Raw genomic sequence first — 19,808 nt, forward strand, 5'->3', positions numbered from 1 at the left:
TACGATCATAAAAAAAGAGAGCAGAATTTTAACGTTCTGCTCTCTTAACTATACGATCTATACGAAGTTTACTTCAACGAAATCCAGTCAGCCAGAATACGCGTGGTTTCTTTCAACTCGGCATCTTCTTTAAATTTGCTGATGAAATTTTCTTTCATCTTCTGACGGGTATCTGCCGAGGCTACATCCTGACCAGGCATTCCTCCACCCGAAGCTCCCAACTGAGCAATCTTGTCGTTGAGCAATACTACTTCGTAAGGGTTTTGCTTGTCCGTTCCTAGCTTCGCCAGTTCCTCTTTCCGTTTCTTAGCTTCTTCCAGTTCCTTCCGCCGAGTGGCTTCATTAAGGGAAATCATTGATTTATCCTTGTTTTTCAGAAAATCTCCAACCTCTGCCGAAAGGCGTAACAAGTCAGGATCAGCTTTGAAACGTTCGTTATACCGACCCCGGAGTTTATCCAGTACATTCGGCGTCAGGCTCGTGTATTCCGTGAATACGCTCGGCTTAATCTGATCCCAGGGCAAAGCCGTAGGTTGTGAGCTTTCGCCAAACTCTTCGGCACTGAAACGAGAAGGCAGCTCAATATCAGGCGTTACCCCTTTATGTTGCGTACTGCTACCCGTAATCCGGTAGAATTTAGCCCGGGTCATTTTCAGTAAACCTACCTTATCCGTTTCCTTTGGCAGGAACTGATTCAGATCCAGCAGCTGCTGTACGGTACCTTTTCCGTAGGTCGTACCACCAATGATGATACCGCGTTTGTAATCCTGAATAGCTCCGGCAAAAATCTCGGAAGCCGAAGCACTGAAACGGTTTACCAATACAGCCAATGGTCCGGCGTATACCTGTTGCGGATCCGGATCATCGTCCGCGTCAATCCGGCCCATGGCATCTTTTACCTGTACGACTGGACCGTCTTTAATAAATAGACCCGTCAGCTTGATAGCTTCATCCAGTGAACCACCGCCGTTGTAGCGTAAGTCCAGTACCACACCGTCTACTTTGGCCTGCTTAAACTGTTCCAGGAAACGCTGTACGTCGCGACTGGTTGAGTTATAGTCCTTGTCGCCCTTCCGCATTTCTTCGAAGTTCTGATAAAAGCCCGGCAGCGTAATGATTCCGATGCGGTACTCTTTCTTCTCGAACGTCATCGGTACTACCTCGGCTTTTGCCACGCCTTCTTCCAGCTTTACCTTATCCCGCACGATTTTAATCTCGCGAGGCATACTACCCGGCAACGCATCCGACTTCAGAATATTCAGTCGAACCGTCGTTCCTTTCGGACCACGAATCAGTTTCACTACATCGTCCAGACTCCAGCCCACTACGTCGACCATCTGACCCGAAGCTCCCTGCCCTACACCCACGATACGATCATTTTCGTGGATCAGACCACTCTTCATGGCGGGTCCGCCCGGTACCAGTTCCCGTACTTTCGTATAATCATTCTCGGGCGTTAGCGTAGCACCAATGCCTTCGAAAGACTGAGCCATTTCATCCTTAAAACGCGAAGCATCCGGCGGAGCCATGTAGCTCGTGTGCGGGTCAATCACTTCGGCGAATGAATTCATAAACGTCTGGAAAACGTAGTCGCCTTTTACCTTGCTGGTCTGTTTGTCCAGATTGGTATAGCGTTCTTTTAACAGACGATAAATAGCCGTATCCTTCTTACCCTGAAGCTTGTAATCCAGAGCCTGGCTTTTCACGATTTTCTGCCAAAGTTCATCCAATTCGGCAGGTGTTTTGGCCCAGGATACTTTATCGCGATTGGTTTCGTACGATTCGTCCTTGGTAAAATCGAAAGGTTTATCCGTCAGTTTAGTTACGAACTGCATCCGTTCGTGAAAACGCTTCAGGAACAGATTGAAGAGATCATACGCGGGCGTTAGATTACCGCTTTGCAGGTAATCATCCATCTGGTAGCGATACTTTTCAAACGAGGCTACGTCCGAAGCCAGCAGATAGGCTTTACCATTATCAACTTCTTTCAGGTAGTTATCCCAAACTTTGGTCGAAAGCGAATCATCCAGCGGTACCCGACGATAGTGGTAGGACGAAAGAATGGTAGTCACAATCTTTTCGACCTCTTTCTGAGAAGCAGTGGGAGCTAAAACAACGGGCTGATCGGTACTAAGCTTCTGAGCTACTGAAGGACGTTCAGGCTGAAACCCCAGTAACACCAGCGGCACAAAGGCGAGCAAATAGCTTTTCATAGACATGTTATCTTGAGGCGTTAATCGTCGGAGATGCGGGACATTCGTGGACTTTTCAAGTACGTATTCCTGAAAAAAAAATAATGCCTACATCGTCACTCTAGCCTTGGCTCCTCTTTTTTCGTCAGAATAGAAAGTCGGCGTTGGGCCCAACGATTTTTACTTTTCAATTTCTAATAATTCAACATCAAAAATTAAAGCTGAATACGGCTGAATCTGACCGGCATTCCGTTCTCCGTACGCAAGTTGATACGGAACAAACAGGCGGAATTTTGAACCAACCGGCATTAGTTGCAACCCTTCCTGCCATCCCTGAATGACGCCATTAAGCGGGAAGCTGATGGGCTCACCCCGATCAACGGAGCTATCGAATACGGTTCCGTCAATGAGAGTTCCGTGGTAATGGGTTTTTACTTTATCCGTCAGAGCCGGTTTGGGTCCCGTACCTAGTTTTAATATTTTGTATTCCAGTCCACTAGCTGTAGTAACAACACTATCTTTCGTTTTGTTCTCTGCCAGGAATTTTTCACCAGCCAAGCGATTTGGTTCGTATTTCTTAGCGTTTTCAGCCTGCGTTTGTGCCTGTGCCTCGGCTTGCTTGGACTGCATCTGCTGACTGAAATTTGATAAGGTAGCCTGGTATTGATCCTGGGTAAGGGTAAATTTCTCGTCTTTGGAATCCCGGATAGCTTTCGCTACCAGATCCAGATTAAGACCTTTCAGCATCGGGTTTTTCAAACTGCGGGCCATGTCCATACCGATGGCATAACTCACCGAATCCATCGGCGTCTTCAAGCCTACGGCGGCAGCCGCCGCGGGGACGGGCTTTTTCACGGCAGGTTTAGGGGCGGGCTTCTTAGCTTGGGCAAAGGCCGTCATGGAACATGACACCAGCAGAATTGCAATACTACTTTTTTTCATGAAAGAATACTTTCGGGGAAAACATCCGAATTCCTGAAAAGGATGAGGATTTGAAATGATTAGAATGAACGAAGATATAAATTACTTTCTATTATTTCCTTAAACGCAAATCAACGGCAAAAATTATGAGATGAACGGACAAAAAATACGTTTACGCCCCTTTCAGGCCCTTTGATAGCTTCCATAAAAAAAGCCGTACTGGTATGACCAGCACGGCTTTTCAGACTCATTGATAGCTCTAGTTTATCAAGTGTACCAGTTCACCCTGGTTTTTGATGGTTTTTGCATAAAACAGGCCACTGACCGAAACCCGATGATCCTTCTGAATGGTAACTTCAGAACTGTACGCGGGTATACAGTTACAATTCCAGGTTGAGGGATCTGACCAGGCACCGCTTTTAAGGGAAGTCACATTTACCGGATCAGGCGTTGCTGAAACCGGAGCTTTAGCCATGACTGGAGTCGATTTGGTCAGGAACGAAATATTTTTCTGCGGTTCCGTAATGGCACTTACCCAGCCTTCAGCGGCTCTTTTCTGACCATTCTGATTGAAGTGCAGGTTATCCATACGTCCATCACTTTCGATGGTATTCAGATCGGGGCCCGCGTATACGTCACTGACCGTGGCCACCAGGTTAAGCTGAGCCCGCGTAATGTGTTCCGACGAGTTATCAGCATCTCCCGGATTGTACCTCCCGTAACATTTGCCCCCTATCCAGCAATCCTGAGCAACCAGCCAGGCTAGGCGACCTTGGCCTACTTCCTCCCGGGTTTTTGCAATGAGTTTAATGTAATCATCTTCAAACGATTTACCCACACTACCTCGGTCATTCACCCCATGCCCGGATAAAATAGCCCGGATACCAGATTGCGGAACGTACTTTTTCAGGGTGTTCCGGATATTAATGTACGGATGCCGAAGATTGTAATTGATAAAACCGTGTTGGAAGGGAATGTTGTAAGCTGCTTTATAGGTCAGTTCAATATTAGTTCCCCCGATAGCTGCGTTGTAAAAAAGTACGGGTACTTGCAGGCGTTGAACCAGCATTTCGCCCAGTCGTCCCCAGAACCAGCGGGGAGCTCCGGGAGCCATTCCACACTGCTCGCAAAGCTGCGAAGGAGCCAGAGGCGGTAACAGGTCTGCACTGGCCGTCTGATACCAGTATGCATTCCAGTTGGGAGACGTTTCCCGAAAATCAATCGTGTTTACCTGATCACGAAATACCTGGTTTGACTCTTCGTACGGAATGGAAGGGCTATAACCATCCCCTCCCTGTGCATTGGAGTGACCTACCACAAGAAAGACTTCTCCAATCCCTACTTTTTCGACTTTAGCGATGGAACCTACTTGTGTTTGTCCCTGTACCCCACGAATTTCAAGATCATAGCGACCGCCAGATCCCTTCAGGGCTCCACTAAATACGCCATTTTGCGGGTTGTTTTGAATCGTCTGCCAATTGGTAGCTGTACCTCCTTCGCCTGAACGAGGCACCAGGCGAGCCTGCACCGCACTAACGGCCTGGCTGATTTTACCTGTTATATACAGGTCGGCCTGATTGGCGTTATCGCGTTGGATGACGGTACGTGTGACCGGAAAAGAAACACTAATCTGAGCATGTGCAAATGAAGTGATTCCCATTGTGGCAGTCAACAGAAATCCTTTGAGGAACGGGCAAAAGTTCTTCATTGATAATATGATAAGGTAAAATTTTGGCGGCAACCGTACCTTTTATGCTCTCAATAATCGCATTAAAAAGGGTAATTCACTAGTATATAGCTTTAAATGCAAGATGGAGTTAATACACAAGGATACGAGGAATTTTACTATAAAACCTAATCTCTGCTAAATTATTTAAAAAAATAAGCCGTACTCATGCAATAAATGCTGTAGTACGGCTTACGTAAACTATAAATCTGATGCTCAATCGACTAACCGTCTCCTGGTCAACCAACCCTTCAGCAAGTGAACTGCTGTAATCCAGCTAAACGGTGAGTAATTACCCTTACTGCTTAATGATCATTCTACGGACCGTAGAATGACCTTTCGTTTGAATTTCAAGCAGGTACGTTCCTGCGGGTAAATCCCCGAGTTCTACCTCATTTACACTGCTCTTTTTCAGTAACTGGCCCGTCAGTGTACGTAACTGAATGCTCTGTACCTGTTTGCCATCGATCTTCAAGGAGCCCGACGTTGGGTTTGGGCCTACCTTGATCACCCCAAATAGTTCAACGGCAATGGAACGGGAGAAGCTATATTTTCCGTCGTTATCCATTTGCTTTAACCGGTAGTAGTTCAGGCCTTCGGCAGGGGTAACGTCCGTGAATACGTAAGCCGTCTGCTGCGTAGCGTTGATTTGACCTTTTACGGTACCAATCGTTTCGAAGTCCTGAGCATTTGCACTGCGTTGAATTTCAAAATAGGCATTGTTCTTCTCGCTGGCTGTTGACCAGATCAGTTCCACCTGAGACAGTTCCGTAGTCTTGCCTTTGAAATCCAGCCAGGTTACGGGCGTAGGCGTTTCTTCTACGATTGAAAGCTGGGTAAACGTGGGGTAGTGATCAGAGGTATTGTTCCGATAGCCACTAATGCTGGGGCGTAAGGAATAGACACCAGCAACTGCTACTGAAGTAGCCATGGCACGACCGCTGCTTACGGGCAACAGAATCTCGTTCGACACAAATACGTGATCGATGAAATCAGGATAGCTTGCCGTACTTGAACAACCTGAATTGCTGAAAATCTGGGTCACGCTGTTCCAGTTCGCATTCGGACGCGTATCGCTGATATTGGTTGTATTGGGATTGGCGTAAAGAAAAGCCTTCACACTACTGATCTGGCCGGTACCGGTGATGGACTGATCGACGTCGTCATTGAAGTCACCCGCCATCACGATTCGCTCGTTGGTAAACTGACTCTGCAGCGTATCATACAGTACTTTATAGTCGTAAACCCGACGATTGTACGAAGGTACATCCGAACCCGATTTAGCGTGCAGGCCAATGAAATGCATCCGCGTAGCTTCCGTAGCTCCGTTCAGTTTTACATCAGCCGTTAACAGGAAAGGCAGACGGCCAGAGGCCCAGAACTGTGAATTATTGCCCGTCGGATAGCCCGTCACGGGAGCCTGCGTCAGCATCGGGCGGGAAGAAATCTTCGTAATCTGATCGGTACGATAAATGATACATACCCGTTGCCCTGCCGGATCGGGATTGGCAACCTCCGAATACGAATAACGCGACGAACACTCACCCGCGTACTGACGGGAAGGATACGTCTGGTTCAGTCCCTGAATAATGGAACCAAAAGACGTTGCGGGGTCGGCAGGGTTACTGGCGTTATAGCTACAGACTTCCTGTAACATAAAGACGTCCGAACCAATACCGTTCAATACCGTCTTTACATTAGCCAGTTGTAAGGCTTCGTTGGTAGGCCCGTAACCGGTATTACCCAACCACTCTACGTTCCAGTTGGTAACTTCCAGCTTTGCTTCATCCGTGGGTGCCGAAGCTGTACCACAACTGCCGCCCTGCAAAGGTGTTGAACCGGGCACGTCATCTGTAGAACGGGGCAGAATCTGACAGCCATTATTAAAAATGGTAACCACTCCAGTGGGTTTAAAAGCAGTCGTAGGGCGAGTTGCACCGGACAGATTGGTGGAAGACAATACCCGCATGATCAGGCCGTTGCTCAGCGTATAGTTCGTATTGGCTCCAGCGAAGGTCGCCCCCGCCGGGCTCGTAATGGTTACGTCTTCGTTGATCATTACCAGTTCTCCCTGATGGTTGCACAGGTCACTGCTGGCAATGACGAGTGGCGTTACGGGACTATTGCCCGCCGTAGTCTTCTGAAAACAGGTCAGCGTTGCTAATTCTTTTTCAGTGTTGTACAAGGTCAGCGTACCCGTCACTTGCACCTCGTCGCCGATCTGAAGTTCTTCCGGCTGAATACCCGCCTGATCGTAAATCAGAATACCGCCCGTTGCATCCTGGATGTAGATGTTCGTTCCGGAATAGATTCCCGTAACTCGTCCTGTTACCGTAAAAGCATTTCCAACAATACCGCTACGAACGGATGAAATCGTGGCAGAAGGTGCCGAGCAGGGTTCATTGCCTGTTGGGGCAGGACTTACCGAGCCGCTTACGGTCACAGAAGTAGATTGTCCCGATCCGGCAATTGCGATAGTACTCGTCCCAGTAGCAGGATATTGACCCGCAGCCAAACCGCTTTTCAGGCGAACATAGACGGGTGTAGCCGTCAGGATCGAATCGGTATAGGTAAGAGCTACCTGATTAGCAAACGTTGCATTATCCAGCGATACTTCAAAGTTGGTCGGAGCCGTCACCGAAATTTCGCCAGGAATACCCGTCAGATTTGCTCCACTTACGGTAAAGTTTTGCGAAGGGCTGGTTGTGGTGTTTTCAACGTAAGTAAAGCCAGTCAACGTCGTTTTTGAAGTGGAGACTAAAGGCGTGTTCGAATCCTGCGTCACGAACGTTATGGATACATCATCGATAGACATCCCGTGATCCGTTCCCGAATGGTCAGGATCATACCAGCGAAGCAGAATTTCCTTTCCGGGCAATACGGTTAAATTGGCCACCGATTTAGCGAGAACTTTCCGATTGGCCTCAGCATTTCCATCTAAAAGTCCAGCTGCAACCTGAGCAGAAGTCACAACAGGTGAAGTGAAATCCAGGTCCTGGACTGGGATAAATCCGCCGGGCAACTCTACATTGGGTGATAGAGCAGTACTATCGCCGGTGTGATACGAGAAAGCAACCGTATTAGGAGTAGGCGAAGCAACCCGCCATTGCTCACCTGCGTACGAGAGGGTAAAGCCCGTGATGGTTTTTCCCGTATTGTTGACAAAACGGATCCCATAAGCGAAGCTACCAACTGCCGCATTACTGGAGCCAAGAGAACCTAAGGCCCGGTCAGTGGTAGTGTTCCCAAAGCTATACAGTCCTCCAGCATTACTGGATCCAGTACCTGCCACAATCGTTGTTCCGGTTCCGGTACGAACGCCGTAGATCCCTGTCTTGCCATACGAAGAACCGCTGCCATTCGCATTATTTAACCAGGGGGCTGTTCCACTAGTCGGCAGAAAATTGAAATTTTCCGTGTACGTGAGCGAACTTGTAATGGAAATCTGCCCGAATGCAGGTCCTATCCAAAGGACACAGAGCAAACTTATGCAGCATAGAGTTTGTAGAAAGTGCTTCATACAAATGTTTGAGATGAAAAAACAAAAAAGACTTACAAAACTAGGAAAGAAGAAAAGGCGGTTTTTATGAAGATAGGTTAAGAATTCTTTAATTAATTCACGGTATTGGATTTATTCAAATTGTTCTCCAATTGATCCCATCAGACTCTTGTGGTACAAAAAGACAGGTAAGACAGCCTTTCTGAAAATAGTATAAAAACTAACAGGAAAAAGTTGCAAATACCTACGGAAAATCAAATTTCGTCGCTAATTTTGCGGGAAAATTTTCAGAGTACGTTCGCTTTCCAGCTCTGAATTTTTCGCATTAGTATTACTCTGAATTCAATATAACTTTCCAAGACTGCTGTATGGCATCAGTTAGACCCGACGAGGTATCGGCAATACTACGGGAGCAACTTTCCGGAGCAAAGTCAGCCGCCGAGCTCGAAGAAGTGGGTACGGTTCTCCAGATCGGTGACGGTGTGGCCCGTATTTACGGACTATCCAACGTTCAAGCCGGTGAGCTGCTCGCCTTTGAAAATGGCGTAAAAGCCCTGGCCCTAAACCTCGAAGAAGATAATGTCGGGGCCGTATTACTAGGTGAATTTTCCGATATCAAGGAAGGTGACACCGTAAAACGGACGCGTCAAATTGCCTCCATCCGCGTAGGTGAAGGCATGCTTGGCCGGGTAGTCAATACCCTGGGCGAGCCTATCGATGGCAACGGCCCGATTAGTGGAACCCTGTACGATATGCCCATCGAGCGTAAAGCTCCGGGGGTAATCTATCGTCAGCCCGTAACCGAGCCTCTGCAATCCGGTATCAAGGCTATCGACGCCATGATCCCTGTTGGCCGTGGTCAGCGGGAATTGATCATCGGTGACCGTCAAACGGGTAAAACCACCGTTGCGATCGATACCATTATTAACCAGAAAGAATTTTACGACGCTGGTCAGCCTGTGTATTGTATCTACGTAGCCTGCGGTCAGAAAGCTTCTACGATTAAGCAAGTAGAACAAGCCCTGCGTAAAGCTGGAGCGATGGACTACACTGTAATCGTGGCAGCCGCTGCTTCTGACTCTGCTCCGATGCAATTCTACGCTCCGTTTACGGGAGCAGCGATCGGCGAATATTTCCGGGATACGGGCCGCCCCGCCCTGGTAGTTTACGATGACTTGTCCAAACAAGCCGTAGCGTACCGTACGGTGTCTCTGCTGCTCCGTCGTCCGCCCGGACGCGAAGCCTATCCTGGTGACGTATTCTACCTGCACAGCCGCTTATTGGAGCGTGCTGCCAAGGTTATCGCCAATGATGAGATTGCAGCGAACATGAACGACCTTCCCGAAAGCCTCAAGCCGATCGTGAAAGGTGGGGGTTCATTAACGGCTCTTCCCATCATCGAAACCCAGGCTGGTGACGTTTCGGCGTATATCCCAACGAACGTAATTTCGATTACGGACGGTCAGATCTTCCTCGAATCCAACTTGTTCAACGCTGGTATCCGTCCTGCCATCAACGTAGGTATCTCGGTAAGCCGCGTAGGTGGTAACGCCCAGATCAAGTCGATGAAGAAAGTAGCCGGTACGCTGAAACTCGATCAGGCTCAGTTCCGTGAGCTGGAAGCTTTTGCGAAGTTCGGTTCAGACCTGGACGCCGCTACGAAACTGACCATCGAACGGGGTCGTCGTAACCTGGAAATTCTGATTCAGAAACAAGGAGCTCCCCAACGCGTAGAAGAGCAAGTGGCCATGATCCACGTTTCTACCAAGGGCTTGATCGATACGGTTCCGGTAAATCAGGTTCGCCAGTTCGAAGCTGACTTTATCAACTTACTCCGTGCTCAACACGCGGACGTATTAAAACAATTGAAAGCAGGGAAGTACGACGATACGATTACCTCTACGCTTGAGAAAGTAGCGAAAGAAGTAGCCATCAAGTACAACCTGGCTGTCGCCTGATCTGATGTTCGGTAGCCCGCTGCTGCCTTAGGCAGCGGGCCTTTTTCGCTCATGATCGAACATCTCATCATCCAACACCATGGCTAACTTAAAAGAAGTTCGTAACCGGATTGCCTCCGTGAACTCTACCCAGCAAATTACCAAGGCCATGAAAATGGTGGCCGCGGCTAAATTGCGGAGAGCACAGGATAACATCCTTCAAATGCGGCCTTACGCTCAGAAACTGGGCGAAATGCTTCGGACCGTATCGGCGGGAGCAGAAGCGGCCCAGGAAAATCCTTTCAAACAGGAACGCCCCATCGAGAAAGTTCTCATGGTGGTGATTACCTCCGATCGCGGTCTTTGCGGTGCATTCAATGCCAACGTAAGCAAAGCGGCAACGGCGGTAATCAATGAGAAATACGCCGCCCAGAAACGGGCGGGCAACGTTCATATTCTTTCCATCGGCAAAAAAGGCGGCGAATTTTTTACCCGTCGTGGCTATAAAGTCAACGCTCTGTATGAAGATACCTTTACTCGCCTGAGCTTCGGTGTCGTTCGTCAGGCTGCCGACGAAATCATGAACGCTTTTCTAAATAATCAATACGACATCGTAGAGATTGTTTACAACGAATTCAAAAACGTAGCTACGCAGATTGTTCGCGTGGAGCAGTTTCTGCCTATCGTTGAAAATATGACGCAGGAATCGGCTACTCCCGGCGACTACATTTTTGAGCCTTCGGAAGAAGAAATCATTAAGGAGCTGATTCCTAAATCGTTGAAAATTCAGTTGTACCGGGCTGTTCTGGAATCCAACGCATCCGAACACGGAGCCCGTATGACGGCCATGGATAAAGCAACGGACAACGCGGGTGAACTGTTGAAAAACCTGCGGATTGAATACAACCGCTCACGTCAGGCTGCGATTACAACGGAAATTCTTGAAATTGTAGCAGGTGCGGAAGCCCTTGCTGGCAATTAATACCCATTGATTTTCCCCTTTGCACCCTCATTCTTTCGGGAATGAGGGTTTTTTATTAGGGTATTCATCTAACTTGTCCATCCATCAACATTTCGTATTGATACATTCCAAAGTTATTCCAAACGAAATTTTGTTCGTTAAATACTTTACCCCATATTGAAGCATTATTTTTTATTTTTAGCAAATATTATTCCCATTTAAGCTGTATAAAGTATGCTGAGTCGCGTTGCAAATTCAATCTACTGGATGAATCGGTATGTGGAACGAGCCGAAAATTATTCGCGGTTTGTGGATGTGAACTTTAACTTAATGCTGGATTTACCGCCGGATGTAGAAGAACAATGGGAACCCCTGATTATTGCGACTGCCGATAACAAACTCTTTTACGAGCACTTTCAGGAACCAAGTCGGGAGAATATTATCTTCTTCATGACTTTTGACTCCCGTAACCCCAACTCTATCCTCAGTACCTTACAGTATGCCCGCGAAAACGCCCGTACCATTCGGGAAACCATCTCGCGGGAAATGTGGGAACAGCTTAATGCCCTGTACTGGAAAGTCAAGGAAGCAGCCTCGCAGTCGAAGCACTGGGAAATGCGGCATTTCCAGGATTTTTACGAAGAAATCAAACTCGGGTGTCAGACTTTTTACGGTATCATAGAATCGACCATTAGCCGGAATGAAGGCTGGCACTTCGCCCGGCTGGGCCGGATGCTGGAGCGGGCCGACAAGACCACGCGTTTTCTGGATGTAAAGTATTTCACCCTCCTACCCGACGTCGGTGCCGTTGGTTCGCCCCTGGATTTATTGCTGTGGTCATCGGTTCTGAAGTCCGTATCGGCCTACAACATGTATCGCCAGCGGTTCCGGAATATGTCCCCGGCTCATATTGTGGAGTTCCTGATTCTCGAAAAGAACTTTCCCCGTTCGGTTATGCATTCCCTGAAGCGGGCGGAACTTTCCCTGTACGAAATTTCTGGCGGTTTCATCGGCAATAGCTATACAAACAAGGCCGAACGCGTCCTGAGCAAACTGCGAAGCGAAATTGAGTTCATGACGATTGAAGACATCTTCAGTACGGGTCTGCACGAATTTCTGGACAATTTCCAGTCCAAAAACAACGCCGCAGGAGCAGCCATTTTTGAGACCTATTTCGACTTGAAACCCGTCATTTAGAGAGCATTACTCATCCCCTTGCGGACCACATGAACGCCCTTTTTCAAATAATTAGGAAAGGATCATAGCTCTAAGCCCTTAGCATATAGCTATTTTTTTACATTTGCAGGGGAAGCTATTCGATTCATTCTCCCCAATCCAATTCTATTACACATGACGTATTGCCTTGGCATCAAAACAAAGACCGGCTTAATCGCTCTGGCAGATACCCGCCTTACCTCGGGTTCGGAAGTGACTACGAACAAGAAAATTTCCATTCACCAGGTAGAGCACCATTCCCTGTTTATCATGACCTCCGGGTTACGATCGGTCCGGGACAAAGCCATAACCTATTTCCGGGAAGTGATCGCCGAACGGGATGCCAATTTCAATAAGCTTTATAAGGCTGTGAATGCCTTTGGTGAACAGGTTCGACGGGTAGCTCTGGAAGATAAAAGTGCTCTGGCAGAAGCTGGACTTTCCTTTAACCTGTATGCCATTGTGGGCGGTCAGTTACAGGATGACGATGAGCATAAACTCTACATGCTGTACCCCGAAGGTAACTGGATTGAAGTAGGCCCAAATACGCCTTTTTTTATTATTGGCAATACGGGTTACGGTACGCCCATTCTGCGACGTAGCTTACGGTATGAAACTCCGCTGAAGGATGCCCTGAAAATTGGTTTCCTTTCCTTTGATTCAACGCGGGTGAGTGCCAATGACGTCGATTTCCCCATTGACATTGCCGTGTATGAACGCGATAGTTTTCATATCACGGAACATCGCTTTGAAAAAGAAGACGTCGAACAGATTGCTCACCAGTGGGGAGCCCTGCTGGTGTCGTCGGTACAACGACTTCCCAGTGACTGGATGAAGCCCGTTTTTGAAAATCACGAACAGCAAATCTTAACTGATCAATAAGCAAAAAAGCCCGCTACCGGTAGCGGCTTTTTTTGCTTATTGACGCCCGTGGTAAAGCATCGAAACCGTTTATGTTTTACCTTTTACTCGCCTCCGATACGGTATAAGTTTTGGAAATTTTGCCCTTTTTCCATACATTGCATAAACAAGGTGGGCCAATTCGCCCGTTTTTGTTCGTCGCTCTCCCCCGCGTAAGATTGGTTTTTTCTTCATTGGCTCTGCCTTAAAACCATTTAAAATCAATGCAATATCGCGTCCGTCATCAGCTTACGTACAACTATTCGAATGCTGTTACTTTGAGTCCGCATCGGCTGTATCTTCAGGCTCGTTCCAGTTCCTACCAGCAGATTAAAAGCATTAAAATACAGGTGAGTCCCGAGCCGGACAAAATGATTGGCATTACCGACAGCGAAGGAAATACCCAACATCTCTTGTTTTTCAGTACGCCTACCACGCAATTGCAGATTCTGGCTGAAAGTGAAATTGAGTCTACGCTGTCCAATCCTTTTGATTTCATTCTTTATCCGTTTGAACATCAAAAATTGCCCATCAAGTATAGTGACGAAGAACGTCGACTCCTGACACTGTATCTGGAAAAGGAAGGCATTACGCCGGCCGTTGAACAGTTTACGAGACTCATCGCTACGGAATCCCGCTGGGATACGCTGCAGTTTCTCATTCGTTTGAATGAGTGCATTCACGAAGAATTTTCGTACGAGATTCGCGAAGAAGGATTTCCGCAAACGCCGGATTACACCTTGCAAAACCGACGGGGTTCCTGCCGGGACTACGCTACGTTGTACGTAACCTGTTGCCAGTGCCTGGGCTTGGCGGCTCGCTTTGTAAGTGGCTATTATTTTGGTAATGCGGATGAAACGCAGTACCTGCACGCCTGGGCGGAAGTGTATTTGCCCGGAGCGGGTTGGCGAGGCTTTGATCCGACGCAGAATTGTCTGGCCGCTGATTCTCATTTGGTACTGGCCGTTTCGGCCTTCCCGGAAATGATAAGTCCGGTACACGGAACGTATACCGGACCTGCCGAATCTGCTCTGGAGACTTCAGTCGAAGTCGTACCTTCAGCAATTTTATACTAAGCGACTATAAGTTAATCGCTACAATACTACTTACTTCAGGAACCTGCCGACGGATGGCGTCTTCGATGCCTCCGCGGAAGGTCATGGCTGACATCGTGCAGGAACCGCAGGCTCCCATCAACTCCAGCTTCACTACCTTATCGTCCGTAATTTCGATGATACGAACATTGCCTCCATCCGCTTCGAGGTAGGGACGAATGCTATTCAAAGCCTGTTCGACTTTTTCCATCAAGGGATGTTCGAGATTCGTTTCCATGCGTGTGTGATCATGCTTTTAATCTGCCTGCGTTAAAATACCGCCAGGAACAGTGTGTTCGAATAATTGTATAAATACTCCTGCTCTTTGCTCTTAGACGGTCATTTCAACCGGTTTCGTTTTTTCAAGCGTTGCATTCCGAATGGCTACCTGCTGAGCCAGTGCTTCGGCGGTTTTCTGGAAGGCCAGAGCCGTTAGCGAATCGGTATACGTAGCGGCGGGGCGACCTTCATCTCCGGCTTCGCGAATGCCCTGTACTAACGGAATTTCTCCCAGAAAAGGCAATTCGTAGTGTTCAGCCAGCCATTTGCCACCCCCTTTACCAAACAGATAGTATCGATTTTCGGGTAGCTCGGCGGGTGTAAAATAGGCCATATTCTCGACGATTCCCAATACCGGCACATTAATTTGCGGTTGCATAAACATTTGCAATCCTTTTTTGGCATCCGCCAGGGCTACTTTTTGCGGTGTGGTTACGATTACTGCCCCCGTGACCGGAGCCGATTGTACCAGCGTTAGGTGCACGTCGCCCGTTCCAGGAGGTAAGTCAATCAGCAAGTAATCCAATTCGCCCCAGTTTACGTCGCCCATCAACTGTTTAAGTGCCTGACTCGCCATCGGGCCCCGCCATACCATCGGACTGTCCGCCGGTACTAAAAAGCCCATGGAAATCATCTTAATCCCGTACTGCAAAATGGGATTAATCATATTCTTTCCGTCTATTACGGTTACAGTCGGTTGGAGATCTTCCGCTCCGAACATGACCGGAATGGAAGGTCCGTAGATGTCCGCATCCAGGATTCCGACCTGAGCACCTGCATTTTTCAGGGCAATGGCCAGATTCGCCGTAACCGTTGATTTACCAACACCGCCTTTGCCCGAAGCAATGGCAATGACGTTTTTAACCGATGCTAAAATGGTTTTGTTACCGAAAGCCGTAGTCGTTACGTCCGCTGTCATGTTCACCACGATGCGTAGTTCCGGATCCACCAGGGTATGAATGGCATCCTCACAACGTTGACGAATGAGCTCTTTCAGGGGACAGGCTGGCGTCGTTAATACAACCGTAAACCGGACCTCACCAACGCCCAGTTCTACGTCTTTAATCATGTTCAACGTAACCAGGTCTTTCTTCAAGTCCGGTTCTTCTACGGTACTCAAAGCCCGTATAATATCTTCTTTCTTAATTCGTAATTCGCCCATAGTGATAATCAAACGGGAGTGAACGGGCTAATTCCGCGTTACCGACCGTTCCTTGCTAACCACAAAGGTAACTAGTAAGTTTCTTATCGACCCAGCTTATCGCAATCTCTTTGTAATCGATTGGTTCAGTGGCCCAGAGCCTGCGTAATGCGTTGTATTCGCTCGCTTACTTCCGCCCGTTCCGGACTTACATTTACGGGCATCCGTTCAAGATCGGTCAGCAGTTTAGTAAGAAACTGAAGATGAACCACTGAATTTTCCTGAAAAGGCCGATGATTCAGGGCTTTGGTAATCTTCTCCCAGTCTTTTGTAAACTGTTGAAGCGAGGCATCAAAATACGTCTGCTGAAATTTTTCGAAGATATACGCTTCGGCCATTTCACTGGGATGAACTAGATCACTCGCGTAAAATCGGTAGTCCCGTAAATCATCCAGCAGGAGTTCATACGCCGGAAAATACATGACATCGGCATAATCGCTTACCAAGTAATGACAGGCCGCCCGGAGAATGGACTTACTCACTGAATTATCCATCATCCCATCCTTGGCATGACGTACCGGACTGACGGTTAGAAGTACACGTAAACCAGGATTTACCGCCTTTAATAAGGCATACACGGTGCCAAACTCTTTGCAAATGGTCTTGACACTCAATAAATCGCGATCAAAGATGCGGCCGGGTTGCTTATGGCAGTTCGCCACGTACGCAGGCGGTTCCAGCAATCGATACGCCCAGGCTGACCCCAGGGTTAGTACCAGTAAATCGGCCCGACGGAGTTCTTCGGCTAATTGATCCAGCTCCCGTTGCATCCGTACTCGCAATTCCTGCTGACTCGCAGCGGCTACGCAGGAATGCGTATCGTAATGCAGCCAGCGGCCGTCTCGTTCCAGAAATAAACGATCATCCACGGGCTCCTTGGCCAGAGCATACTGCAAAATTCGGTACAGAGCCAGCGGACTGAATAAGGTACCAAAAGGTTGGTACATCCCTTCGATTTTATGAGCCTGTAACCGCTTTCCGAGTACTTCAGCAAAGCAGGAACCCATCGAAACGACCCGGGATTGTAAACCTAGTTTCCAGGAAGAAGGAGGAATGGAAAATTCGGTGCGAAAGTGCATGCCGTTTTACATTTTCAGGGATTCGGCGTCCGGTTTAAACGCCGAATCCCTGGATCTTAGGCGTATTCACGAGCTCCAAAAATAGCACTGCCTACGCGAACAAGGGTACTACCTTCCTGCAAAGCCGTCTCGTAATCGCTGCTCATGCCCATCGACAACTCTTTGAGTTCACAACGCTCGGACACGGGCACGGTAGCTTTCATGCGTTCGAAAAATTGCTTCAATCCCCGAAATTCCAGTCGAACCTGAATTAGATCATCGGTATTAGAAGCCATACCCATTAAACCCACGATGCGGATGTTTTTTAATCCGGCCAGGGCTTCGGAGTGGAGGGCTGCTTCGGCTTCCTGCTGGCTGAAACCAAATTTGGTCTCTTCCTGAGCAATGTGAATTTGGAGCAGACAATCAATCACCCGCTTCGCCTTGGCTGCCTGCTTATTGATTTCAAGCAGTAGTTTAAAACTGTCTACGGAATGAATCAACGATACAAACGGAGCAATGGGTTTTACCTTGTTGGTTTGCAAATGACCAATCATGTGCCACTCAACGTCTTTCGGCAACACTTCCCACTTCGCTACCATGTCCTGTACTTTATTTTCGCCGAAGGTTTTGCATCCGGCATCGTACGCTTCCTGAAGTACTTCTACGGGGTGAGTCTTGGTAACGGCAATCAAACGGGCCGGGTAGCCAGCCATGTTTTTGGTAATTTTATTCAGATTTTCAACGATGTTCATTCGTAAAACGTTTATACAAAAGTAGTGCTTATCTAGGCTATGTACTACTTTTACGAGTGATTGTCCGCCTAATTCTCCGGTAAGTGGTTGACTTCTCCACGCTTAGGCGTAGTTTTGTCTGCCCGTACCTCCATCATTATTACTCTATATGGAACCATACGATTACACCCGATCAACACCGAAAAAAGATTCTGACAAGAAAAGTTACTTCATTGCAGCTCTCGTCGTGATGGCCGGACTGGTCGCAGTATTAGGCTTTTTGTACTTTAAAGAACGTAATGAACGTGAAACATTATCTTCTCGCTCAGTAGTTCAGAAACGAGAGATTTTAAAGGCGAATACTAAACTCGATTCCATTGCAACCCAGCTCGACGCCAAAATTGCCGAAATACGTATGCTTGGCGGCAATATCGACGAATTGATGCAGTTAAAAACGCAGTTGGAAATTGACAAGCAGCGACTGGTAAACGCAACGGCCGATGAAATCAAAAAGTTTGAAGCCAAACTGGAACAGTATAAAGATTTACTGAAGCAAAAGGACCGGGATATTGTTCGTTTGAAAGAAGAAAACGGCTCGTTAACGACTCAGAATCAGGAGCTAGCTACCAGTAATGAGGGACTAAAAACGGAGCTAAATTCGGCCAGACAGGCGTACGACGATTCCGTTAATGCTCTTAAAGTCAACAACAAAGAATTAAACGATCGGATCAGCGTAGCGGCGGCTCTGAAAGCTCAGAATGTCATGGTATACGCCATTAATTCGAAAGGTAAAGAGCGGGAAAAAATCAAAGCCGACAAAATTGATCAAATTCGAATTGCTTTCGGGCTGGGCGATAATACCCTTACTGAACGTAATGGCAAGGAAATTTTCGTTCGCGTCCTTGATCCTACCGGAGCGGTTATATCCGATATGGCCACCGGTTCGGGAACGTTTATGTACCAGAGTAAGGAAATGATCTATACTGTTAAAAAGGATATTACTTACCAGGGAAATAACCAACAGGTAGACGTGATCTATAAACGTAACATTCCCTTTAAGAAAGGGAAGCATACAATTGAGCTGTACGCCGAGGGTGTGAAAATTGGCGATGGAATCTTCGAGGTCCGTTCTGGTTTATTTTAGATAATCCGCGTTTTACTGCTCAAAGGCGTCCTGACCGTAGAGGTCAGGACGCTTTTTTTGTATTCACTACTGCTTTTTTCCAGGGAATGTTTTTGCAGATCATAGAATTTACGTACTTTTGCGGCTCATTTTTCGAGTATTATCCTTTTTATCACATTTTCCGTACTAACACATGTCACAAAAACAGTACGAGACAGTATTCATCCTCACTCCCGTTTTGTCTGACGTCCAGACGAAGGATGCTGTCGACAAATTCAAAAAAATTCTGACCGATAACGGTTCTGAACTGATCCACGAAGAATCTTGGGGTCTGAAAAAACTGGCCTACCCGATTCAGGGAAAAGGAACGGGCTTCTATCACCTGGTAGAATTCACAGCGAACCCGGACGTAATCGCTACGCTTGAAACGGAATACCGTCGTGATGAGCGGGTAATGCGTTTTCTGACGATTGCTCTGGACAAGCATGCCATTGCGTACAACGAACGCAAGCGTAAAGGTCTGGTGGGCAAGAAACAAGAAGCTCCCGCTGAATAACTAAACGTTAGTAGTTATTCGTTGCTGGTTGTTTGATTGAACAACTAACAACTGATAACCAACAACCAAACTATTCCACGACTATGTCATTGCAGAACGAACCTCTGGATAAAAACCAGAACCGCAAAAAATATGACCGCTTCAAGAAAGCCGGCATTAAATACATCGATTACAAAGATCCTAACTTCCTTCTCAAGTTATTGAACGAGCAAGGTAAGATCCTTCCCCGCCGTCTGACGGGTACTTCGCTCAAAAATCAACGCAAAGTGGCTCAGGCTGTGAAACGTGCTCGTCACATTGCCTTGTTACCTTACGTTGGCGATTCACTGAAGTAGGTTTCCGTTTTTGGTTGTCGTTTCTGATTTTAACGAACAACTTAAAACTGTAAACAGAAAACTTATTTAAACTCATT

16 protein-coding genes are annotated in these 19,808 nt (G+C 47.5%); 8 read left to right on the top strand and 8 right to left on the bottom strand.

Annotation, left to right across the window (positions count from 1 at the left end; translation table 11 throughout):
• Positions 1 to 68: 68 nt before the first annotated feature.
• The 4 genes from BWI97_RS07580 to BWI97_RS07595 form a co-directional block, all read right to left on the bottom strand.
• Positions 69 to 2,219 carry a carboxy terminal-processing peptidase gene (locus tag BWI97_RS07580; RefSeq protein WP_094810735.1) on the bottom strand — a complete coding sequence of 717 codons (2,151 nt, stop codon included), beginning with the start codon at positions 2,217 to 2,219 and terminating at the stop codon, positions 69 to 71.
• A gap of 153 nt (positions 2,220 to 2,372) precedes the next feature.
• Positions 2,373 to 3,134 (bottom strand): FKBP-type peptidyl-prolyl cis-trans isomerase, encoded by a 762-nt coding sequence (locus tag BWI97_RS07585; protein WP_094810737.1) that lies wholly within the window; start codon positions 3,132 to 3,134, stop codon positions 2,373 to 2,375.
• A gap of 238 nt (positions 3,135 to 3,372) precedes the next feature.
• Positions 3,373 to 4,773 carry a hypothetical protein gene (locus tag BWI97_RS07590; protein ID WP_102200585.1) on the bottom strand — a complete coding sequence of 467 codons (1,401 nt, stop codon included), beginning with the start codon at positions 4,771 to 4,773 and terminating at the stop codon, positions 3,373 to 3,375.
• Positions 4,774 to 5,137: 364 nt separating this feature from the next.
• Entirely contained in the window at positions 5,138 to 8,323 is a 3,186-nt protein-coding gene (locus BWI97_RS07595; RefSeq protein WP_158242715.1) for a DUF5689 domain-containing protein, read from the bottom strand.
• Positions 8,324 to 8,706: 383 nt separating this feature from the next.
• Here BWI97_RS07595 and atpA point away from each other — a divergent pair, with 383 nt between their 5' ends.
• The 5 genes from atpA (at position 8,707) to BWI97_RS07620 (ending at position 14,427) form a co-directional block, all read left to right on the top strand.
• Entirely contained in the window at positions 8,707 to 10,296 is a 1,590-nt protein-coding gene (gene atpA / locus BWI97_RS07600) for a F0F1 ATP synthase subunit alpha (RefSeq protein WP_094810743.1), read from the top strand.
• Positions 10,297 to 10,375: 79 nt separating this feature from the next.
• A complete protein-coding gene (atpG, locus tag BWI97_RS07605) occupies positions 10,376 to 11,257 on the top strand; it encodes an ATP synthase F1 subunit gamma (RefSeq protein WP_094810745.1) in 882 nt (293 codons plus the stop codon).
• Between the two features lie 213 nt (positions 11,258 to 11,470).
• On the top strand, positions 11,471 to 12,433 hold the full coding sequence (locus BWI97_RS07610; RefSeq protein WP_094810747.1) for an alpha-E domain-containing protein: 963 nt from the start codon (positions 11,471 to 11,473) through the stop codon (positions 12,431 to 12,433).
• Between the two features lie 153 nt (positions 12,434 to 12,586).
• Positions 12,587 to 13,333, top strand: a complete 747-nt coding sequence (locus tag BWI97_RS07615; protein ID WP_094810749.1) for a peptidase — start codon at positions 12,587 to 12,589, stop codon at positions 13,331 to 13,333.
• A 242-nt stretch (positions 13,334 to 13,575) separates the two neighbouring features.
• Positions 13,576 to 14,427, top strand: coding sequence for a transglutaminase family protein (locus BWI97_RS07620; protein ID WP_102200587.1), 852 nt, complete (start codon positions 13,576 to 13,578; stop codon positions 14,425 to 14,427).
• A 4-nt stretch (positions 14,428 to 14,431) separates the two neighbouring features.
• Here the strand turns inward: BWI97_RS07620 and BWI97_RS07625 are convergent, their stop codons facing one another.
• The 4 genes from BWI97_RS07625 to BWI97_RS07640 form a co-directional block, all read right to left on the bottom strand.
• Positions 14,432 to 14,683, bottom strand: coding sequence for a NifU family protein (locus tag BWI97_RS07625; protein WP_094810753.1), 252 nt, complete (start codon positions 14,681 to 14,683; stop codon positions 14,432 to 14,434).
• A 93-nt stretch (positions 14,684 to 14,776) separates the two neighbouring features.
• The gene (locus BWI97_RS07630) at positions 14,777 to 15,886 is read right to left on the bottom strand and encodes an Mrp/NBP35 family ATP-binding protein (RefSeq protein WP_094810755.1); all 1,110 of its coding nucleotides are present in this window, start codon (positions 15,884 to 15,886) and stop codon (positions 14,777 to 14,779) included.
• A 125-nt stretch (positions 15,887 to 16,011) separates the two neighbouring features.
• Complete coding sequence (locus tag BWI97_RS07635; RefSeq protein ID WP_102200588.1) at positions 16,012 to 17,004, bottom strand: GSCFA domain-containing protein; 993 nt, start codon at positions 17,002 to 17,004, stop codon at positions 16,012 to 16,014.
• Positions 17,005 to 17,060: 56 nt separating this feature from the next.
• Complete coding sequence (locus tag BWI97_RS07640) at positions 17,061 to 17,738, bottom strand: YggS family pyridoxal phosphate-dependent enzyme (RefSeq protein ID WP_102200589.1); 678 nt, start codon at positions 17,736 to 17,738, stop codon at positions 17,061 to 17,063.
• Positions 17,739 to 17,886: 148 nt separating this feature from the next.
• On the opposite strand from BWI97_RS07640, the gene BWI97_RS07645 reads away from it, so the two are divergent.
• The 3 genes from BWI97_RS07645 to rpsR all read left to right on the top strand — a co-directional run bounded on the left by BWI97_RS07645 (position 17,887) and on the right by rpsR (position 19,731).
• Positions 17,887 to 18,861 (top strand): hypothetical protein, encoded by a 975-nt coding sequence (locus BWI97_RS07645; protein ID WP_102200590.1) that lies wholly within the window; start codon positions 17,887 to 17,889, stop codon positions 18,859 to 18,861.
• Between the two features lie 172 nt (positions 18,862 to 19,033).
• The gene (rpsF, locus tag BWI97_RS07650; RefSeq protein ID WP_094810761.1) at positions 19,034 to 19,396 is read left to right on the top strand and encodes a 30S ribosomal protein S6; all 363 of its coding nucleotides are present in this window, start codon (positions 19,034 to 19,036) and stop codon (positions 19,394 to 19,396) included.
• A gap of 83 nt (positions 19,397 to 19,479) precedes the next feature.
• On the top strand, positions 19,480 to 19,731 hold the full coding sequence (rpsR, locus tag BWI97_RS07655; protein ID WP_094810763.1) for a 30S ribosomal protein S18: 252 nt from the start codon (positions 19,480 to 19,482) through the stop codon (positions 19,729 to 19,731).
• Positions 19,732 to 19,808 lie beyond the last annotated feature (77 nt).

This window comes from Siphonobacter sp. BAB-5405, assembly GCF_002872335.1.
Lineage (GTDB): Bacteria > Bacteroidota > Bacteroidia > Cytophagales > Spirosomataceae > Siphonobacter.

What these genes read in the sequence shown, in the direction of transcription:
- BWI97_RS07580 (WP_094810735.1), bottom strand. Translation starts at nt 2,219, where the DNA reads ATGTCTATGAAAAGCTATTTGCTCGCCTTTGTGCCGCTGGTGTTACTG.
- atpG (WP_094810745.1), top strand. Translation starts at nt 10,376, where the DNA reads ATGGCTAACTTAAAAGAAGTTCGTAACCGGATTGCCTCCGTGAACTCT.
- BWI97_RS07615 (WP_094810749.1), top strand. Translation starts at nt 12,587, where the DNA reads ATGACGTATTGCCTTGGCATCAAAACAAAGACCGGCTTAATCGCTCTG.
- BWI97_RS07640 (WP_102200589.1), bottom strand. Translation starts at nt 17,738, where the DNA reads ATGAACATCGTTGAAAATCTGAATAAAATTACCAAAAACATGGCTGGC.
- BWI97_RS07585 (WP_094810737.1), bottom strand. Translation starts at nt 3,134, where the DNA reads ATGAAAAAAAGTAGTATTGCAATTCTGCTGGTGTCATGTTCCATGACG.
- BWI97_RS07610 (WP_094810747.1), top strand. Translation starts at nt 11,471, where the DNA reads ATGCTGAGTCGCGTTGCAAATTCAATCTACTGGATGAATCGGTATGTG.
- atpA (WP_094810743.1), top strand. Translation starts at nt 8,707, where the DNA reads ATGGCATCAGTTAGACCCGACGAGGTATCGGCAATACTACGGGAGCAA.
- BWI97_RS07630 (WP_094810755.1), bottom strand. Translation starts at nt 15,886, where the DNA reads ATGGGCGAATTACGAATTAAGAAAGAAGATATTATACGGGCTTTGAGT.
- BWI97_RS07635 (WP_102200588.1), bottom strand. Translation starts at nt 17,004, where the DNA reads ATGCACTTTCGCACCGAATTTTCCATTCCTCCTTCTTCCTGGAAACTA.
- BWI97_RS07625 (WP_094810753.1), bottom strand. Translation starts at nt 14,683, where the DNA reads ATGGAAACGAATCTCGAACATCCCTTGATGGAAAAAGTCGAACAGGCT.
- BWI97_RS07590 (WP_102200585.1), bottom strand. Translation starts at nt 4,773, where the DNA reads ATGGGAATCACTTCATTTGCACATGCTCAGATTAGTGTTTCTTTTCCG.
- rpsR (WP_094810763.1), top strand. Translation starts at nt 19,480, where the DNA reads ATGTCATTGCAGAACGAACCTCTGGATAAAAACCAGAACCGCAAAAAA.
- rpsF (WP_094810761.1), top strand. Translation starts at nt 19,034, where the DNA reads ATGTCACAAAAACAGTACGAGACAGTATTCATCCTCACTCCCGTTTTG.
- BWI97_RS07620 (WP_102200587.1), top strand. Translation starts at nt 13,576, where the DNA reads ATGCAATATCGCGTCCGTCATCAGCTTACGTACAACTATTCGAATGCT.
- BWI97_RS07645 (WP_102200590.1), top strand. Translation starts at nt 17,887, where the DNA reads ATGGAACCATACGATTACACCCGATCAACACCGAAAAAAGATTCTGAC.